This is a genomic window from Roseobacter sp. SK209-2-6 (genome assembly GCF_000169455.1).
Lineage (GTDB): Bacteria > Pseudomonadota > Alphaproteobacteria > Rhodobacterales > Rhodobacteraceae > Pseudophaeobacter.
The window spans coordinates 26,652-44,272 of sequence record NZ_AAYC01000016.1 but is presented as its reverse complement, the minus strand read 5'-3'; the positions used below and the strand labels follow the sequence as shown (position 1 = coordinate 44,272).

Here is a 17,621-nt window from a genome sequence, read left to right as displayed (position 1 = left end):
GAGCGGTTGGGTAGGGTTTGCAATTCGATAAAGGCGCTCAAGTGGCGGACAAGCTACTCCAGTGCTGCAACTGCTTTGGCAATCCGGCTCAGTGCTTCCTCTAGTTCTGCTTCCGAGGTCGCATAGGAGATCCTGAAAAACGGTGAGAGGCCAAAGGTGCGACCTGGCACGATCGCCACATCCTGTGCTTCCAGCACATAGGTGCAAAAATCTGCATCGCTATTGAGAACTGCCCCCGCAGGTGTTGTTTTCCCGATCAAACCAGAACAGCTCGCAAAGGTGTAAAATGCTCCCTCTGGGTTGGGGCAAGACAGACCCGGGATCTTGTTCAGCCCTTCGACAACCAGATCGCGCCTCTTCTTAAAACTCGCTCGACGTGTGTTCAGAAAATCCTGAGGCCCGTTCAGCGCCGCAGTGGCCGCCGCTTGCGAAACTGAGGACGCGCAGGAGGTCGACTGCCCCTGGATGACCGCCATAGCTGAAATGAGCTCTTTGGGACCGCCAGCATAACCAATGCGCCAGCCGGTCATGGCATAGGCTTTTGAAACGCCATTTATGGTCAGGCAACGGCACTTCAGCTCTGGCATTACCGAGGCCGGGGTCGCAAACTCAAACCCATCGTATGTCATGTGCTCATACATATCATCAGCCATGATCCAAACATCGGGGTGCGCCTTCAAAACCTCCAGCAAAGGCGTGTAATCCGCCGCACTATAGGCCGCACCCGAAGGGTTGGATGGGGAGTTGAAAAGCACCCAACGGGTCCTGGGAGTGATCGCGCTTTCTAACTGGCCTGCCGTTAGTCGAAAGCCGTTCTCTTCGGAGCAGGGAAGAAGAACAGGCTTCCCACCCGCCAAGGCAACAATATCAACATAGGATGCCCAGAACGGTGTGGGCACGATCACTTCATCCCCCGGCTCCAGACTTGCCATAAAGGCGTTGTAGAGGATCTGTTTCGCGCCGGCGGAAACGATAATCTCATCCAGCGCATAGTCCAAAGCGTGATCACGGCTAAACTTCTTCTGGATTGCATATTTCAGCTCCAAAGTGCCACCCAAGGGAGTGTACTTTGTCTCACCAGCCCAAATAGCTTCGATGCTGGCTTCCTTAATGTGATCCGGCGTGTCGAAATCAGGCTCACCCGCGCCAAGGACAATGACGGAGCGACCTTGCTTGCGCAGCTCTGCCGCTCTGGCGCCGATTTGAAGGATCTCGGAGACCTGAATGGTTTCAATTCTGCTGGCTTTTCTGAAACGCGACACGGCGCTACTCCTACGGGTGCGTGGGGAATGACACCTCTATGTTAGAAGGAGTGGGTGCGCGACAAAACAGCTGGATAGGAAAGCACTCATTCCATTTCTTCATGTGCTGATCGCTTTAGATTGCGCAGTTGTTTGCGCAGCCATAGTTCAAACTGCTGCGCAGGTTCGGAAGCGACCCCATGTGGGCGCACCAAGAAATACCGTTTGTTGGAAACTAGAGCGGGACCTTGCATTTGGACAAGAATGCCTGCCTCCAACTCCTGGGCCACCATATCAATCGGTACGATTGCGGCACCAAGCCCCGCAATTGTTGCCGCAATGACCATGGAATACTGGTCAAAATAGCGCCCATCCTGACGCATCTGTCTGGAAATACCCGCGCTTTTGAACCAGTCGCCCCAAGCGTCACTACGGCTGTCCAGATGCAGTAGCGGCACATGCGGCAATCCCCCAGGGTCCGTCAGGCCATGGCGCTCCAGAAACGCGGGCGCGGCAATTGGGACCATCTGCTCACCAAATAGCGGTGACATTTGGGCGCCGGGCCAATTGTCAAATCCATAGTGGATAGCCAGGTCAAATGGGTCACGGGTAAAGTCAAATGGTTCCAGCCGGGTCAAGAGGTTGAGTTCTATTTCCGGATGCTGATCAAAGAAATCAGGTAGCCGTGGGATAAGCCAGCGATTGGCAAAAGTCGGCAACACTGCAATCCGCAAGGCGCTTTTACCGGCCCCGGCTGCAACCGCTTTTTGCAAAGAGTTCCGCAGCGCACCCAGGTTTTGCGCCAAATCTGCTGCCAACCCCTGCCCTGCGCTGGTCAGGACGACACCACGGCCAACCCGTTGGAAGAGGTCAAACCCTAGGTCCGTTTCCAGCTCCTTGATCTTTTTGCTCACCGCACTCTGAGTCAGTCCCAATTCTTCCCCCGCAGAGGTGAAACTCTGATGCCTTGCGGCAGCTTCAAAACAACGCAGATGTGTCAAGCTCGGCAAACGCATGTTAAGTTGCCCCTTCCTGGATTTGCACCTGCAGCCACTCTCTGAATTTGATCAGTGGGTAGTAGTCTGCCTGTTCAGGGGGCCAAACAAGGAAATACTCCCCAAGAGTTTCGGGCGGGCCTTCTAATGCGAGGATCAGGCGGCCTGCGGCAATTTCCGTTTCGGCAAGGAAATCAGGTAGTAGGGCTATCCCTAGCCCATGAACCGCCGCTTGGGTCATGGCCGAGGACTGATCAAACAGCATGCCCTTCAAACGCTGGGCAGAGACATCGTGACGGGCAAACCACTGTTCCCAACTGTCAGGGTGGGTTTCCAGATGCAAGAGGGGGAACTGTAACAGTTCATCTGCCTCTTCGGCGGCATTTGACATCAGCGACGGGGCGCAAACTGGTAGCACATGCTTAGGCATCAGGGGTAAGTAATCGACACCTGCCCAATCCCGACTGCCGTAATGGATAGCCGCCTGCGCTGTCCCACCTTCAAAGCTGAAAGGCAGTTTATGGGTTTGTAGGTTCACAGTGACCCCAGGAAAACTACCAACGAAATCCTTCAACCTTGGGGCCAGCCAATGCAACCCAAACGAGGCTAGGATCGATAGGTTCAGGCTGCCACCATCTGGATTGGCGCGCAGATTGACCGAGGCCTGGGCCAAATGCGTCAGGATGGTGCGCGCTTCCTTGGCAAAACCGATCCCAGCCGGGGTGAGCTGCAAGCGCATCTGTTCGCGACAGATCAAATCGACTTCCATTTGCTCTTCCAGCTGCTTGAGTTGGCGGCTGATCGCACTTTGTGTCAGAGAAAGGTCCTCTGCCGCAGCCGATGCACTCCCCAAACGGTCCAAGGCTTCAAGCGCAAGCAGAGAAGGAATCGAAGGCAAAAACCGCCTAGGCGCGATCATATGATATTACCTCATATCTTTAGGATTTTGTTTCAAGTGCAATTTCGTCAAAACAGTGCGAATTTAGAATGTAACAGAAACCCCAACAGCACAAGCCTGCGTGAAGAACTCATGGCTTCTGCCATTGGATGAGGAAATCTAGATGTCATTTTCAGAAACTTTATCCGCTTCAGGTTTCTCTGAAACCGAACTGAATGCCGGCCCTCTCGCTGTCACGTCACCGATTGATGGCAGTAAAATTGCAAGCCTCGCAATGCATAACACGGAAGATGCAAAAGCCAGCATCGCCACAGCAAAAGCAGCTTTCAAACAATGGCGCATGGTCCCTGCCCCTCGCCGGGGCGAATTCGTGCGTCTTTTGGGTGAGGCTTTGCGTTCCGAGAAGGAAAATCTTGGTCGGCTTGTCACTTTGGAGTGTGGCAAGATCTATCAGGAAGGTTTGGGCGAAGTTCAGGAGATGATCGACATCTGCGATTTTGCGGTTGGTCTTTCACGGCAACTCTATGGTCTGACGATCGCCTCAGAGCGGCCGGGTCATGCGATGCGTGAAACCTGGCATCCTATGGGGACCTGCGGCATCATTACGGCTTTCAACTTCCCTGTTGCGCCCTGGTGCTGGAACGCAGCACTTGCATTGGTATGCGGCGACCCGGTGATCTGGAAACCTTCAGAGAAGACACCGCTTACGGCACTCGCTGTGCAAAAGATTTGCGATCAAGTGACCGCTGAATTCGGTTCCGACGCGCCAGAGGGCCTCATCCAAACCTTGGTTGGTGAACGCGATCTGGGGCAGGCTCTGACCGCGTCCGCAGATGTCGCCATCATTTCCGCAACGGGTTCGGTGCCAATGGGCAAAGCGGTCGCAGCGGATATGTCTCAGAGATTGGGTCGCACCATTCTGGAATTGGGCGGCAACAATGCCATGATTGTCGCACCATCTGCGGATTTGGAGATGGCTTTGCGCGCAATCGTGTTTTCAGCCGTCGGTACAGCAGGCCAACGGTGTACCTCCCTGCGGCGGCTCATCGTGCATGAAGATGTCTACGAGGCACTGCTTCCGCGCCTCAAGAAAGCCTACTCAGACCTGCCGATCGGAGACCCACTCGAGCCAGGGACCATGGTTGGCCCTTTGATTGATCGCAACGCACTGGACGCAATGGCAAGTGCGATTTCACAAGCCAAAGCAGAAGGTGGCATCTGCCACGGCGGCGGCCAAGCCCTGGTCGAGAGCCACTCGGATGCGGCTTATGCCCATCCCGCGATTGTTGAGATGCCCGCTCAATGCGCAATCATGCACCAGGAAACGTTTGCACCAATCCTCTATGTGGTGAAATACCGTGATCTTGATGAAGCCATTGAGATGCAAAATGCTGTGCCACAGGGGTTGAGCTCTTGCATCTTTTCAACGGATGTTCGCGAGACAGAGTATTTCCTCTCGGCAGCAGGATCTGACTGCGGTATTGCAAATGTGAACATTGGCCCATCAGGCGCGGAAATTGGTGGCGCCTTTGGAGGGGAAAAAGAAACCGGCGGCGGACGGGAAAGCGGCTCTGATGCCTGGAAAGGCTATATGCGTCGTCAAACCAATACCGTGAATTACTCACGAGAGCTGCCATTGGCACAGGGTATCAAGTTTGACATCTAGTCAGGATAGCAGTCTCTGGCAGCATAGCTGCCAGGAAACTGTAGCGACGAAGCCTCTTACTGGTGTAACCACTGCAGATCTATTGGTGATTGGCGGTGGTTATACGGGATGTTCGGCGGCCTTGAAGGCTGCTGAACTCGGTGCCGAGGTTTGCCTCTTGGAGGCCGAGGAATTTGGTTACGGCGGCTCTGGCCGCAATGTTGGCCTTGCCAATGCTGGCCTCTGGTTGCCCCCAAACGAAATTGAAGCTCGACTGGGCACCGAGCACGCCTCGCGGCTCTCGACTGAATTGGCTGCAGCTCCTGATCTTGTTTATGGGTTGATCGAGAAACACAAGATTTCTTGCGAGGCCACCCGCCAAGGCACCCTTCATTGCGCCCATGCCTCTGCCGGAATGCGGGATCTGGAAGAGCGCTATAATCAATTGCGCGCCAACGGGGCACCGGTTGAGCTTTTGCCTGCTGACGAGGCTCAAAAACGCGTTGGCACTGATCAAATCCACGGTGCGCTTTTTGATCCGCGCGCTGGTACAATCCAACCCTTAGGATATGCCAAAGGCCTGGCCCGGGCCGCGGCTCAGACCGGTGCCCGATTGCACTGCAGCAGCCCCGTGGTGGCACTTTCCCGCGATGGGGGAGCATGGCAGGCAACAACCGCCAATGGGGGGCGGGTGAGTGCAAAAAAGCTTATTGTGGCGACCAATGCCTATGCCGGGCCAATCAAAGGATTTGCCAATCCCAGCGTTGTGCCCGTGCATTTTTTCCAGGCCGCCACAAAACCCCTTACTCCCGCTCAGCTGGAGTACATTCTTCCGGGACTGGAAGGGTGCTGGGACACAGGCCTAGTCATGTCTTCCTGGCGCTTGGATCAAGCAGGGCGTTTGGTGATCGGAGCAATGGGCGCACTTGAGCATTTCGCCAGCGGTATCCATACCAACTGGCTAAATCGCAAAACCTCAACTCTTTTCCCCGCCTTAAAAGACCCGGATTTTGAATTCCTTTGGTCCGGGCGCATTGCAATGACTGGAGAGTATCTTCCCAAGATCCTGGAAATTGATGAGGGTTTGGCCTGCTTTGGCTATTCAGGGCGCGGTATCGGTCCAGGAACTGTTTTTGGCTCTGCAATGGCAGAAGCGCTGATTACAGGGAACAAGGATGTCCTACCAATCCCAACAAGTCGCGACCACCAACTCCCAGTCGCTGGGTTGCGTAGTCTCTACTATGAGACAGGAGCAACCTTAACCCATTTGGTCAAAGACAGAATTTAGACCCTTAAGAGGGCAACGAAGGGGCTAGGCGATTTGATCACGCCTAGCCCTGCTACTATCGGGTGATCAAAACAACCCTATTGCAAACATGAGGCCATCGAGGTGCCGAGTTTGTCGAGAAGTGCAGTATAAAAACTCAGACCAAGTTCCAGATCCACACCAATCGGATCGATCACAACTGTTTTGGCATCAACACCTTCCAGGACAGTTGCAACAAGGGCCGGATTGAATTGTGGTTCTGAAAAGACGCAGGAAATGCTGTGCTCCCTGACGGTTTCCTGGATCTCTGCAACCCGCGCCGGACTAGGATCAGAGGCATCCCCAAGTGAGATCGCACCTGCAGCTTCTAGATCAAAAGCCTGTTCGAAGTACTGGTAGGCATCGTGAAAAACGATGAACCGCTGCTGTTTCAAGGGCAAGAGCTGTTGTGCAAGCCTTGCCTCCAAAGCTTCGATTTCAGCAATACCATCCTTGGCGTTCGCCTGATACAGTTCTGCGTGCTCTGGGTCTATGTGAGACAATTCACTCGCGATGATCGAAAGCCAGTGCTTTCCATTCTCAGGTGACAGCCACGCATGTGGATCTATACCGTGATGATCATGTGCATGGTCATCATGACCGGCGTGGTCGTCATGATCAGCGTGATCGTCGTGATCAGCGTGATCGTCGTGATCATCGTGATCATCATGATCAGCGTGGTCGTCGTGATCGTCATGATCAGCGTGGTCATCGTGATCGTCATGATCATGCGACCCAAAGGTTGCACCTTCGCGGAACGACAGAGTTTTGGACCCTTCCGTTTGCAGCAAGGAAACAACGGATGCGCTACTGGCGAGTTCTGCTATTGTACCTTCCATCCAAGGGGTCAAGGCCGGACCAACCCAAACAACCAAATCCGCTTTGGAAAGGGCCAGGGCCTCTGATGGGCGCATTGAGTAGCTATGAGGAGAAGCCCCTGGCGGGATTATCACATCTGCCTCACCCAGATCTTTCATCACGCGGGAAACCAACCCGTGGATAGGTCCAATATCCGTAGCAACACGGGGAACCTCTGCTTGGGCAGCGATGGCAATTGTCAAACTTGCCGAAACTCCGAAAACGGTGGATTTCAACATCAGGCTCTCCGTGTGATTTTATAACATAGCGGGTTGATAGATGTCATAACATTACATATCAAGTGCCAAGTTCAAAAATCGGCAAGAACCGGGCGGAGGCGCAATCCGATGGCGAGTATCGGCTTTGAAAGCCATGATCATGACAACTGCATCCACAGCTGTATCACAGCAGTTGACGCCCGTTGTCGCGAGCTGGGCCTGCAATTTACGCCTGTACGCAAACGGGTTCTTGAAATCCTCTTGCAAGAGCATCGTGCTTTGGGCGCCTATGAGATCCTTGACCGCTTGCGCGAAGAGGGTTTGGGATCACAGCCACCGGTCGCTTATAGGGCTCTCGATTTTCTGGTCAAAAACGGTTTCGCGCATAAGATCGAACGCTTGAATGCATTCGTTGCCTGTACTCATCCCGGGCAAAATCATGCACCAGTGTTTATGATCTGCCGTCTCTGCAGTGCGGTCGCTGAGGCAAAGTCAGGCAGCCGCAACGGCGCATTGAACCAGGCAGCCAGTGAAGCTGGCTTTCAGATCGAGCGGACTGTCGTAGAGGCAGAGGGTCTATGCCCTAGCTGTCGGGCTGATACGTAACCATGAGTTTAGTTTCCCTTGATCGGCTTTCCGTGGCGCACGGAGGCAACACCGTGTTGTCCAGTGTGAGTCTGAAAATTTCCGCCGGCGAAATTGTGACAATTGTCGGTCCGAATGGGTCTGGGAAATCGACACTTCTGCGCAGCATCATTGGCGCACAGAAACCCTCGACTGGGGTTGTCAAACGCCAAGACGGGTTGCGTATTGGCTATGTTCCGCAGAAGCTCCACATTGATCCAACCCTGCCAATCACCGTCCAGCGATTCCTAAGCCTTCCTCAAAAGGTTTCTGTCGCGCGCGCGCAGTCCGCCTTGAAACAAGCCGGGGCCGATAACCTAGGCAAGAGGCAAATGTCTGCCCTATCCGGCGGGCAGTTTCAGCGTGTTCTCCTTGCCCGAGCTTTGCTGAGTGACCCGCATCTCCTGATCCTAGACGAAGCTACGCAGGGGCTGGATCAACCGGGCTCCGCTGCCTTTTATCGACAAATCGAGCAGCTGCGACAAACGCTGGGATGCGCCATTCTTATGGTAAGCCATGAATTGCATGTCGTAATGGCAGCTTCCGACCGGGTAATCTGCCTGAATGGCCATATCTGCTGCGAAGGTGAGCCCGAACAAGTGGCATCAGCCCCAGAATATCGTGCGCTCTTTGGATCCGGGACCCAAGGCGCACTTGCTCTTTACAGACATGAGCACAATCATAGTCATGACCATGATTGCGGTCACGATCACAGCCATGCCCCGAGAGAAGGCCAAGCTGAGGTTAGATCATGATTGCTCTGCTAGATAGTTTTCTCGTCCGCGCCGCGTTAGCCGGCACCGGCGTTGCTTTTGCTGCTGCTCCCTTGGGGTGCTTTGTGATATGGCGACGCATGGCCTATTTCGGCGATGCAACCGCCCATGCCTCTATCCTTGGGGTCGCTCTCTCCCTTGCTTTTCAAGCCCCTATTTTTGCTGGTGTTCTTGTCGTTTCCCTTTTGATGGCGACTGCGATCAGTTCACTAAGCGGGCGCGGCTTTGCCATGGACACACTTCTTGGTGTAATGGCCCATTCGGCACTGGCTTTTGGCCTGGTTGCGGTTTCTTTTCTGGATGGCGTCCGAATTGACCTTATGGCCTATCTCTTTGGCGACATCCTTGCAGTGAGCCGCATGGATCTGCTGATTATCTGGGGCGGTGCCTGTCTTGTGATTGTGCTGCTCTGGTTTCGTTGGTCCAGCTTACTTACCGCAACACTGAGTGAGGATCTCGCCCATGCAGCCGGGATCAATCCCAAGCGAGAGCAGTTGGCTCTGACCATTTGCCTCGCTCTTGTTGTTGCAGTTGCTATCAAAGTCGTAGGGGTACTGTTAATTTCAGCCATGCTATTGATCCCCGCAGCCGCAGCCAGAACTTTTGCCAAAACGCCAGAAACAATGGCAGCAACGGCGGTTGTTATTGGCGCTCTAGCCGCATTGGGCGGTTTGCATCTGTCCTTTCAGCTCGACACTCCCACGGGCCCCACAATTGTTTGCTTCGCCGCAGTGCTTTTTGCCTTAAGCAGTATTGGGAAAACCCTGATCGATCGAAAGAGCTGAGGCGATTCCGAGCCGCATTCTCGGAACTAAATACGCACACGCAAAGAGGCAGGTTGCGGTGGGGGCAGAAAATTCAGAATTTCAGCAGCTCTTGAAAAGAGACGAGTTTAACTAACTTGAGAGCAAGTCCTTTACTCGCTTTAAATCAATTTAAACAGCTAGTTACGATGATTTGAGGCAGCAATAAGGCAGGTTTGCCTTTTTTGCCCGAATCTAGCCGTGAACTCTCCGCAATCCGCCGACAACATGACAGTTCAGGACAAACTTCTCGCAAGTTTCAGGTTGTCAGAGGATTCAAAAAGCAGTGCCTCATGATACAAATTTTGCAAAGCCAGCATCAGATTGCGAGCTGCCAAGCGGTTTTAAGCTGTTGCAAGGTCAGTATCAGATCGAGCGCCCGCTCATCTGTGGAGGGTTTGGAATAACCTACCTAGCGCGGGATAGCCTGGAGCGCCGCGTCGTCGTCAAGGAGTGTTTTCCAGCTGGAATGTGCGCACGCATTGGAGCGGTGGTTGAACCTATAGCAACAGAGCACGATCGTTCCTGCCGGAATGTGTTGCGTAATTTTCTGCGTGAAGCGCATCTTCTGGCTCAGGCCCAACATCAGGGAGTTGTTGGTGTTCATCAGGTGTTTAAAGAAAACCAAACAGCCTATATTGCAATGGATTTCGTAGATGGCTTGGATCTGCAAACGGTTCAAGACGAGCAAAGCAACCGACTCTCCGATCAGATGCTTCATTCCATTCTCGAGCAGGCACTTTGCGCCTTGGGGTATCTACACGACCTTGGCATCCTGCATCGTGACATTTCACCAGACAACTTTCTTCTGGATGGCCAAGGGACCCTCACGTTGGTCGACTTTGGGGCAGCCTGTAACTTCGAGAACAGCAGAGACAGTGTTTTCCCTGCAATGTTTGCCGTCAAAGATGGCTACTCCGCTCACGAACTATATGATCCAAACCTGCCACAACGCCCCGCAAGCGACCTCTATTCGCTTGGGGCAACGCTCTACTTCCTCATCACGGGTGAGGCGCCGACCAATAGCCGTGACAGGTTGAATGCTATTTTGTCCGGAAATCCAGATCCTTGCACCCCTCTTGAAGAGGGCAACTGGGCACTTTCCGCCGCTTTTCTGGCATCTGTTGACAAGGCTATGTCTGTTTTACCGGGAGTACGTTTTCAAAGCGCGGCCGAATGGACAGAAGCGCTCAGGGAAGTAGCCCCCAAGCCCCTCGCCTCTCCGCAGTTGGCTGGCGAAGCACCACGGAGCAGTGCGACACAAGAGCTACCCGCGCTGGACGCTGACCTGAACAGCACAATCGCCACGCTTGTCGCTCAAACCAATGACGACTTGACCCAGGGGTTACCGCGGTCAGCACAATTGAGCTGGGTTCAGCCCAAAGAAAAACCCAAAGGTCCGCGTCAGATGTTCAACCTTTTCGGAGAGCCAATTGGCGATCTTGAGGCTTGGCTCGACGATCAAGATGCGCAGACAGATAAACCAAAGCGCGCACCTCCGAAGGCAAAGACAAATGTGGCTCCAGTCCCGGTAGACAAAGCTCCCAACAGGCAAAGCACAACCATTACAGGACGCCTTCGCAAAATTTTTGGATGACAGATTGTCACCCGCAGCTGGCTAGGAATTAAAGGAAGCGGCTATGAAATTCATCAAAGATATCATTGGCGAAAAGCGTGAGCGGAACCGGCAGCATTTCGTTGACCAATTCCAAACAGATGCCCTGGAATCCCAGGAAAATGGAACCAAGATCCGCAGTACGCCAGCGGAAGACGAGAAATCCAGCCCATTCAACTTGGACCGCAGCTTCTTGCTTGAACCGACAACAGAGCAGGAACCGGTTTCTCTTGAAATCGCTAAGGAGCGAAACGACAAGGAAAAACCGGTCGATCTCAGTATTCTAAAATCTGAGTTCCAATCCCCGACGGAACCAACTGAAGACACTAAGAAAGCGGTTCTGTACCCGGATCCATCGACAGCTGAGAAAAACGATGACATCGCAGCTTTCCTGGCGCGCACAAAGGAGTTGGATCACCTCAACCAAGTGGAATCCTCTTCCGATTCGGCACCGTCAGAGGTGCAGACAACGGCAACGGGACCGAAACTTCCCGATCACAGTGCGGGTCTAACTTCTCCTGAGGACGCGATTGAAGCCACGCAAGACGTGGATGCGATTGCAGGTATTTTGGAAGACGCGGACACCGACCCAGAGCCTCCCTATCGCGCGTTCAAACGCAGGAGCAATATGCGCGAACACTCCACTGTAGCCGCAGACCCAGCACGCCACTCAATAGAAGTGCCCTCACCAGATGCATCGCCGGAATCGCTCGCGCTCAAGACGGATGTGGATCGGGATCAGGTAGAAACTCGACGTAGCGAACGAAGCGCTCATGAATCAAGATCCGTGCCAATTCCGGAGAGAGTTCCCCAAGACCCATCATTCACAACAGAGTTGCCAGAACCCTCTGCAATTGACGTTCCTTCCCCTTCCATCGGTCGCAATGCCAGCCGTGCTGGTCGGGTAAAAACGCGGCTCTTGGGTTTCAACCCCGCCCAGGCCGAAGAAATGAGCCCCCTGTCAAAAAACAAGGTGGCAACAGAACAGGGCTACAACCAGTTTCCGGTTGGCTGGCTTGCAATCGTCGAAGGCCCTGGCCGTGGGGCGACCTTCGCGCTCTATTCCGGCATCACTGTGATCGGGCGTGGGGAAGGTCAAACCCTTCGGCTGGATTTCGGCGACAATAGTATCTCCCGTGACAATCACGCCGCGGTGGCCTTTGACCCAGAGCAGAATAGCTTCTTTGTGGGGCATGGTGGGAAAGCCAATCTTGTGCGGCTGAATAACCAGCCTGTTCTCAGCACTGAAAAACTAACCGCTGGAGATCGAATTCGGATCGGAGAAACCACCCTCCGCTTCGTTCCCCTTTGTGATGCGGAATTCCAGTGGGATCTGCCAACGACAGGTGACAGAGTTCATGCAGCACAGCGTTGATTTCGAATATGATACGGCGGCGGTCATAAACATTGGCGGCCGCGAGCGTCAGGAAGATGCTTTAGCGACGGATTTCTTGGCCGGAAGCGGCTTTGGATTTGCGGTTTTGGCAGATGGTATGGGCGGGCATGTCGGCGGCGACATTGCCAGTCGTATCGTAGTAACCGAGGTTTTTACTGAATTAAAACTTCGGGTTGGCGACTCCAAGCAGCTTGAAGCAGAGTTGCAGGGAGCTCTGCTACAGGCCGCAGCGGGCGCCAATGCCTGTCTAAGCGAATACATCGAACTCAACCCAGCGCTCCAGGGGATGGGCGCCACGTTGCTGGCACCGGTCCTGTTCTCGAACCGATTGTATTGGATCTCTATTGGAGATTCCCCTCTCTATTTATACCGGTCTGGTCAGTTGAGCCGCTTGAACGCAGACCATTCAATGGCGGCAGAAATCGATGCCTTGGTCGCAAAAGGTCGGCTGAGCCCGAATGATGCCGCAGAACACCCAGACCGTCATTGTGTCACCTCTGTGCTTAGCGGAACGCCGGTCCCACGCGTGGATTGCCGCCAGGTTCCGGTCGATCTCGCAGAAGGTGATATTTTGCTGGCCGCCAGTGATGGGCTGCTCACACTCTCCGAAATGGAAATCGCCTCTGTGCTGGCCACGGAGCGCAATCAAAGCAGCGCTCGAATTGGAACCGCATTGATGCATCAGCTGGAGACGATGGGCCAGCCTGAACAAGACAATATCTCTATCTGCGTTATCAAACCATTTGAGAGCGCCGCAAAAACAACTGATGCAGAGCTCGCCTTGCGCAAGACGAAACTCTCGCACAGCCAACAGCAAAGAGGGCGTCGCATCATCACCCTTCTTGCCTCAGTGAAGCACCTCCCAAATTCCACCCCCGGCTCACCAGAGAAGGGAACTTCCTTATGAGCCTACACCACAAAGACCTGGAACCTGTTGCGGGACAACTGCGCTACACATTAGATCAAGGAGATCTCCCTTCTAAACCCGCGGGTTGGGGATCACAGCTGCTACAGCGCCTATGTCGGCCTGTTCGTATTGCTGTAACCGGGCTGCCAGAAACCGGAAAATCCGCCGTGATGGATATGCTATTGGGCCACGTGGCGCTTGGACGAAAGCCGACAAATTGGCAGGTCGAAGTGTGCTTTGGAACCCATCCGCAGGTTGTGGTGGAAACCGCCGAAGGAGAGCATCTGCGGTACCAAGGCGTTCTGGCTGATCTAGACCTGCCTGAAAACACTATACTGGCACGACAATTCCTGCCTGAGGCGCATCTTCAGTGGCAAACCTATTGCGAGCTGCCCCTTTTGGGGCAAAGAGAAGAGCAAGAAGCAGCGCTTCACAGAATTGCTCAGACCTCAGATGTCATATTGTGGTGTAGCCAGGAATTTCTGCCACACGAACAAGCCCTTTGGGCTTCAGTGCCTGACCGGAGCAAAGACCACAGTTTTTTAGTGTTCACGATGGCAGATCGGCAAATCATGCGTGGGACATTGACGGGTTTGTTGCAAACCGCCGAAACAACGGCCGCCGAAGAGTTTTTGGGTGTCTATCCAGTTGCCGCAATCCAGGGGCTGACAGCACAAAAGACCCTGCCCCCTGCTCCGGATCTCTGGCGTTCCAGCGGTGGTCAGAGACTGCAGGAAGATGTCCAACATCAGATTGAGTTGGGCCGCGCATCAGATTTGGATCAGGCGCAGATGTTCGTCCAGCAATATGGTGCTGTCTACGCTGAACAAATTGACCAACCACAAGACCCCATTTGTGATACTCGCCCGCGTCAATCATCAGTCACCTCGGGCCTGGCACATGCGATTGCTCAGCTACAAAGCGGGGCTGAGGATATGCTGGCGCAGGCAAATGCAAAGGATGGCCCGCAGGTGGGTCCCGTCCTGGAACAATGCATGCAACTGATCCAGAACCTATCCAATTCAATAGAAGATTTGCCGGTCAGCGAGCTGTCCACATCCGCGCAACAGGCGGTTCAAGAAGGAGAAGAGATGCTTCTGCTCTGCCAGTTGGAAGAGGATGAGAACGCTGCGATCGACGCTGTTACGCTCTTGTTTCAACTGAAGAAAGAGCTCTCTACCGAAAGCCTCAGATAGCCCTCCCTTTCGCCACAAATCATTGGCGGCAGACACAAAATAACGAAAGACTGCAGGTTCCTCCATGAATATGGAAACACAAATCGAAAAGGCCACCGACATTTGCGCTTCATCGCGCCCCTCCAATCTGGATGCCGGGTTGGAGACCCTAGTCTATTTTGCCCAGCAAGCCCAAACACTTGAGGAAGCTTTGAGCGATCTTTCCGAAGTGACCGGAGAAAAGGTTCAGCGTAGCCTGCTGCGCCTCAAGACAGAAATTTCAGAGTTTGAGCCAAGCGTGACTTTGCTGGGTCAGGTTAAGGCCGGCAAGACCTCTTTGGTCAATGCAATGGCAGGTTGGGCAGACCTGCTGCCTTCTGATGTGAACCCTTGGACTTCGGTTGTCACCTCTCTGCATTTGGAAGCCGGTCACAGGCAGATCGAGAAAAAGGCCTGTTTCCAGTTCATGACCGAAGGGGAATGGGGAAGGCTCCTGGAGAAAGGTGGCCGAATTGGCGAATTGGCGGGGCGCGCCGGAGCCGAGGGTGAGTTACACAAGATCCGGAGCCAAATCGAAGAGATGCGAGACCGGTCTCGTCGACGGTTAGGCCGGAAGTTCGAACTCTTGATGGGTCAAAAGCATGACTATGGGTATTTCGATAAAAATCTGATTGAACGCTACATCTGTCTTGGGGATGATTTCGATGAGGCTGAGGCTGAGGCTGAGGCTGAGGCTGAGGCTGAGGCTGTCACTGGCCCCGCTGAACAGGGGAGTTTTGCGGATATAACCCGTTCTGCGGACCTATATCTGAACAGCAAAACCCTGCCTCATCGGCTTTGCCTACGGGATACGCCCGGCGTCAATGATACCTTTATGATGCGCGAACAGATCACCCTCCAGGCGATCCGTGACAGTCGCATCTGCATTGTCGTTTTATCCGCTGGTCAGGCCTTGAGCTCGGTTGATATGGGTTTGATCCGAATGATCTCAAACCTCAAATCCCGCGAAATCGTGATTTTTGTCAACCGGATCGACGAACTTGCTGATCCTTCTACTCAGATACCCGAGATCGAAGACAGTATCCGCCAAACCTTGAAGACACACCACGGTCCAGAAAAGGCAGAGATTATCTTTGGCAGCGCCTATTGGGCCACCAAGGCTCTGACCGGGTCCTTGGAAAACATGGATACAGCCAGTGCGGATGCGCTTATTAATTGGGCCGAAACCGCAGTGACTGCCTCTCACGCGGAGCAACCTGCACAGAATATGGTCTGGGAGCTTTCAGGACTACCGAAGTTAAACAAAGCGATTTCCAAACGTATCGTTCAAGACCTTGGCAAACCATTGCTTACACGTTTGGCCTCCTCTGCAGCAACAGCCGCGACCGGACACTTCGCCGCTGAAGCAGTCCAGGTAGAGGGGGAAGATCATGGCGACCCCGGCCGTATCGAAGAAATTCTGCTGTCCTTTGAAAAACTGTCTGACTTCCACCTAGCTGAACTCAAGAACGCTACCATACAGGTCGAAAGAAACTTTCAGCAACGTGTTGACCGCGCCCATGCGACTTTCATTGAACGCGCCACCCATGCGCTGATCCAACATTTAGAGACAAATGGAGAGGACGCCCCTTGGGAATATGATGCGACCGGGCTAAGAATGCTGCTTCGCTCAGCTTATTCAGTGATGTCGAGCGGCCTGACGAGCACCGCAGAAACCCACTACGAAGCAGCAGTGCAGGACATTGCAGAGCTTCTCTACGAAGGTTTTGGACCCGCTGTCGAAGGTATCCAGCTTGCAATTCCTTCCATCCCGCCTGCTGCGTCACCAATTGTGCTGGGGCAGAGTATTGCCTTGGATTTTAACGATGGATGGTGGGCTTCTTGGTGGCGCCGCACGCGAGGTTACAAGGCATTTGCAAAGCGCTTCCGGGAGTTGATTGAAAGGGAAACCGAAGATTTTTTAACGCAGTTGAAAATGGTGCAGGCCCCTGAAGCAAGCCTAGCAGTTCTCACTAGGTTGCAGGAATTCTTAACTGAACAGCAGGACATTTTGGAAGAGATCAGTAGCCGAAGTCTCAGCAAAGATGACCTCCGAGATATCTACCACGATAAAACAGAAACCCAGAAGAGAGAGGCCGCAGAAGGCGCATTGCAGACCCTAAGAAGCTTTATCGAATGACACAGGAAAGCACTATGTCCAACGCCGCTTTGCAATCCGAAGCCCCGCAGCGCAAACCCCGTCTGGCGCTGATGGGGGAATTCAGTGCCGGCAAGAGCACACTTTCCAATCTTTTGATAGAGCAACAGCCACTCCCAGTACGCGTTACGGCGACACGATTGCCGCCGGTCTGGATGTCTCATGGAAGTGAGGAGGCTAGAGTCGTAGGCCATGACGGTCACGAAACCCAGGTTGCACTAGAGGATATTGCAACCATTCCCTTGGATCAGGCGGCTCTAATTCGCCTGAAACTACCATCCGAAGCACTGGAGCTTTGCGATCTGATTGATATGCCAGGAATCTCGGACCCGAATATGTCTGCCAGCATCTGGCAGAACTTGCTGCCAGAGGTCGATGCCGTGATCTGGTGTACCCACGCCACCCAAGCTTGGCGTCAATCAGAAGCGGCCGTCTGGGAGCAGATTTCAGATAGTCTGACCGGCCCCAGCACTTTGTTGGTCACGCATTTTGACAAGCTGCACAACACGCGCGATCGAGAACGTGTCTTGCGTCGATTGAAGAAAGAAACCGGTGGTGCTTTCAATTCGATTTTTCCTCTTTCGCTCAGCCAGGCGATTGCTGCGGAGGAGGATCAGCAGGCTTGGAAAGACAGTGGCGCCGAAGCTTTTGCCGAACATCTTGTCGACACACTTCTGAACTGGCCTCGCTGTATTGAAAACTCGCCTAAAGGCCCTGAAACCGTAGCCGAAAACCTGGTTTCCCCCACCTCCACAAAGCCTGAGGCAGAAATCCTTCGGCTGGAGCAAAAGCAGATGGTGCACTGCGGTGGGAATGAAACCAATACACACAATCTCGATCAACAGTCTCACAAAATAACGCCGCGACGGGTTGCGATCGCTGAACGCTCAAATGGGCGCCCAATGAGAGAGCAACGGGAAACCCAACTTGAGAGAAAGTGAATGATTGAGGTGACGAGATATCCTGCGCA

Annotated in this window: 15 protein-coding genes; 11 read left to right on the top strand and 4 right to left on the bottom strand. The window is 53.7% G+C overall.

Annotated elements, in window-relative coordinates:
• Positions 1-53: 53 nt before the first annotated feature.
• From RSK20926_RS19540 to RSK20926_RS19530, 3 genes are all read right to left on the bottom strand, one after another.
• Positions 54-1,262, bottom strand: coding sequence for a pyridoxal phosphate-dependent aminotransferase (locus RSK20926_RS19540; protein WP_008209387.1), 1,209 nt, complete (start codon positions 1,260-1,262; stop codon positions 54-56).
• An 86-nt stretch (positions 1,263-1,348) separates the two neighbouring features.
• The gene (locus tag RSK20926_RS19535; protein ID WP_008209385.1) at positions 1,349-2,257 is read right to left on the bottom strand and encodes a LysR substrate-binding domain-containing protein; all 909 of its coding nucleotides are present in this window, start codon (positions 2,255-2,257) and stop codon (positions 1,349-1,351) included.
• Between the two features lies 1 nt (position 2,258).
• The gene (locus RSK20926_RS19530) at positions 2,259-3,155 is read right to left on the bottom strand and encodes a LysR family transcriptional regulator (RefSeq protein ID WP_008209383.1); all 897 of its coding nucleotides are present in this window, start codon (positions 3,153-3,155) and stop codon (positions 2,259-2,261) included.
• Between the two features lie 142 nt (positions 3,156-3,297).
• Between RSK20926_RS19530 and amaB the strand changes: the two genes are divergently transcribed.
• On the top strand, positions 3,298-4,800 hold the full coding sequence (gene amaB / locus RSK20926_RS19525) for an L-piperidine-6-carboxylate dehydrogenase (RefSeq protein WP_008209380.1): 1,503 nt from the start codon (positions 3,298-3,300) through the stop codon (positions 4,798-4,800).
• The gene (locus RSK20926_RS19520; RefSeq protein WP_037255914.1) at positions 4,790-6,067 is read left to right on the top strand and encodes an NAD(P)/FAD-dependent oxidoreductase; all 1,278 of its coding nucleotides are present in this window, start codon (positions 4,790-4,792) and stop codon (positions 6,065-6,067) included. Before amaB ends, RSK20926_RS19520 begins: the two co-directional genes overlap by 11 nt.
• A gap of 77 nt (positions 6,068-6,144) precedes the next feature.
• Here RSK20926_RS19520 and RSK20926_RS19515 read toward each other — a convergent pair whose 3' ends face one another.
• Positions 6,145-7,182 carry a zinc ABC transporter substrate-binding protein gene (locus RSK20926_RS19515; RefSeq protein WP_008209376.1) on the bottom strand — a complete coding sequence of 346 codons (1,038 nt, stop codon included), beginning with the start codon at positions 7,180-7,182 and terminating at the stop codon, positions 6,145-6,147.
• A 108-nt stretch (positions 7,183-7,290) separates the two neighbouring features.
• On the opposite strand from RSK20926_RS19515, the gene RSK20926_RS19510 reads away from it, so the two are divergent.
• The 9 genes from RSK20926_RS19510 (at position 7,291) to RSK20926_RS19470 (ending at position 17,592) form a co-directional block, all read left to right on the top strand.
• Complete coding sequence (locus RSK20926_RS19510) at positions 7,291-7,767, top strand: Fur family transcriptional regulator (RefSeq protein WP_008209375.1); 477 nt, start codon at positions 7,291-7,293, stop codon at positions 7,765-7,767.
• A gap of 2 nt (positions 7,768-7,769) precedes the next feature.
• Positions 7,770-8,540, top strand: coding sequence for an ATP-binding cassette domain-containing protein (locus RSK20926_RS19505; protein WP_037255912.1), 771 nt, complete (start codon positions 7,770-7,772; stop codon positions 8,538-8,540).
• Positions 8,537-9,343 carry a metal ABC transporter permease gene (locus RSK20926_RS19500; protein WP_037255911.1) on the top strand — a complete coding sequence of 269 codons (807 nt, stop codon included), beginning with the start codon at positions 8,537-8,539 and terminating at the stop codon, positions 9,341-9,343. The genes RSK20926_RS19505 and RSK20926_RS19500 overlap by 4 nt, the downstream gene beginning before the upstream one ends.
• Before the next feature lie 487 nt (positions 9,344-9,830).
• The gene (locus tag RSK20926_RS19495) at positions 9,831-10,958 is read left to right on the top strand and encodes a serine/threonine protein kinase (RefSeq protein ID WP_008209372.1); all 1,128 of its coding nucleotides are present in this window, start codon (positions 9,831-9,833) and stop codon (positions 10,956-10,958) included.
• 43 nt (positions 10,959-11,001) lie between these two features.
• Positions 11,002-12,351, top strand: a complete 1,350-nt coding sequence (locus RSK20926_RS22215) for an FHA domain-containing protein (protein WP_008209371.1) — start codon at positions 11,002-11,004, stop codon at positions 12,349-12,351.
• Entirely contained in the window at positions 12,335-13,279 is a 945-nt protein-coding gene (locus tag RSK20926_RS19485) for a PP2C family protein-serine/threonine phosphatase (RefSeq protein ID WP_008209370.1), read from the top strand. Before RSK20926_RS22215 ends, RSK20926_RS19485 begins: the two co-directional genes overlap by 17 nt.
• Positions 13,276-14,475 carry a hypothetical protein gene (locus RSK20926_RS19480; RefSeq protein ID WP_037255905.1) on the top strand — a complete coding sequence of 400 codons (1,200 nt, stop codon included), beginning with the start codon at positions 13,276-13,278 and terminating at the stop codon, positions 14,473-14,475. The genes RSK20926_RS19485 and RSK20926_RS19480 overlap by 4 nt, the downstream gene beginning before the upstream one ends.
• A gap of 64 nt (positions 14,476-14,539) precedes the next feature.
• Positions 14,540-16,633, top strand: a complete 2,094-nt coding sequence (locus tag RSK20926_RS19475) for a dynamin family protein (protein WP_008209366.1) — start codon at positions 14,540-14,542, stop codon at positions 16,631-16,633.
• Positions 16,630-17,592 carry a dynamin family protein gene (locus RSK20926_RS19470; protein ID WP_008209365.1) on the top strand — a complete coding sequence of 321 codons (963 nt, stop codon included), beginning with the start codon at positions 16,630-16,632 and terminating at the stop codon, positions 17,590-17,592. The genes RSK20926_RS19475 and RSK20926_RS19470 overlap by 4 nt, the downstream gene beginning before the upstream one ends.
• Positions 17,593-17,621: the final 29 nt, after the last annotated feature.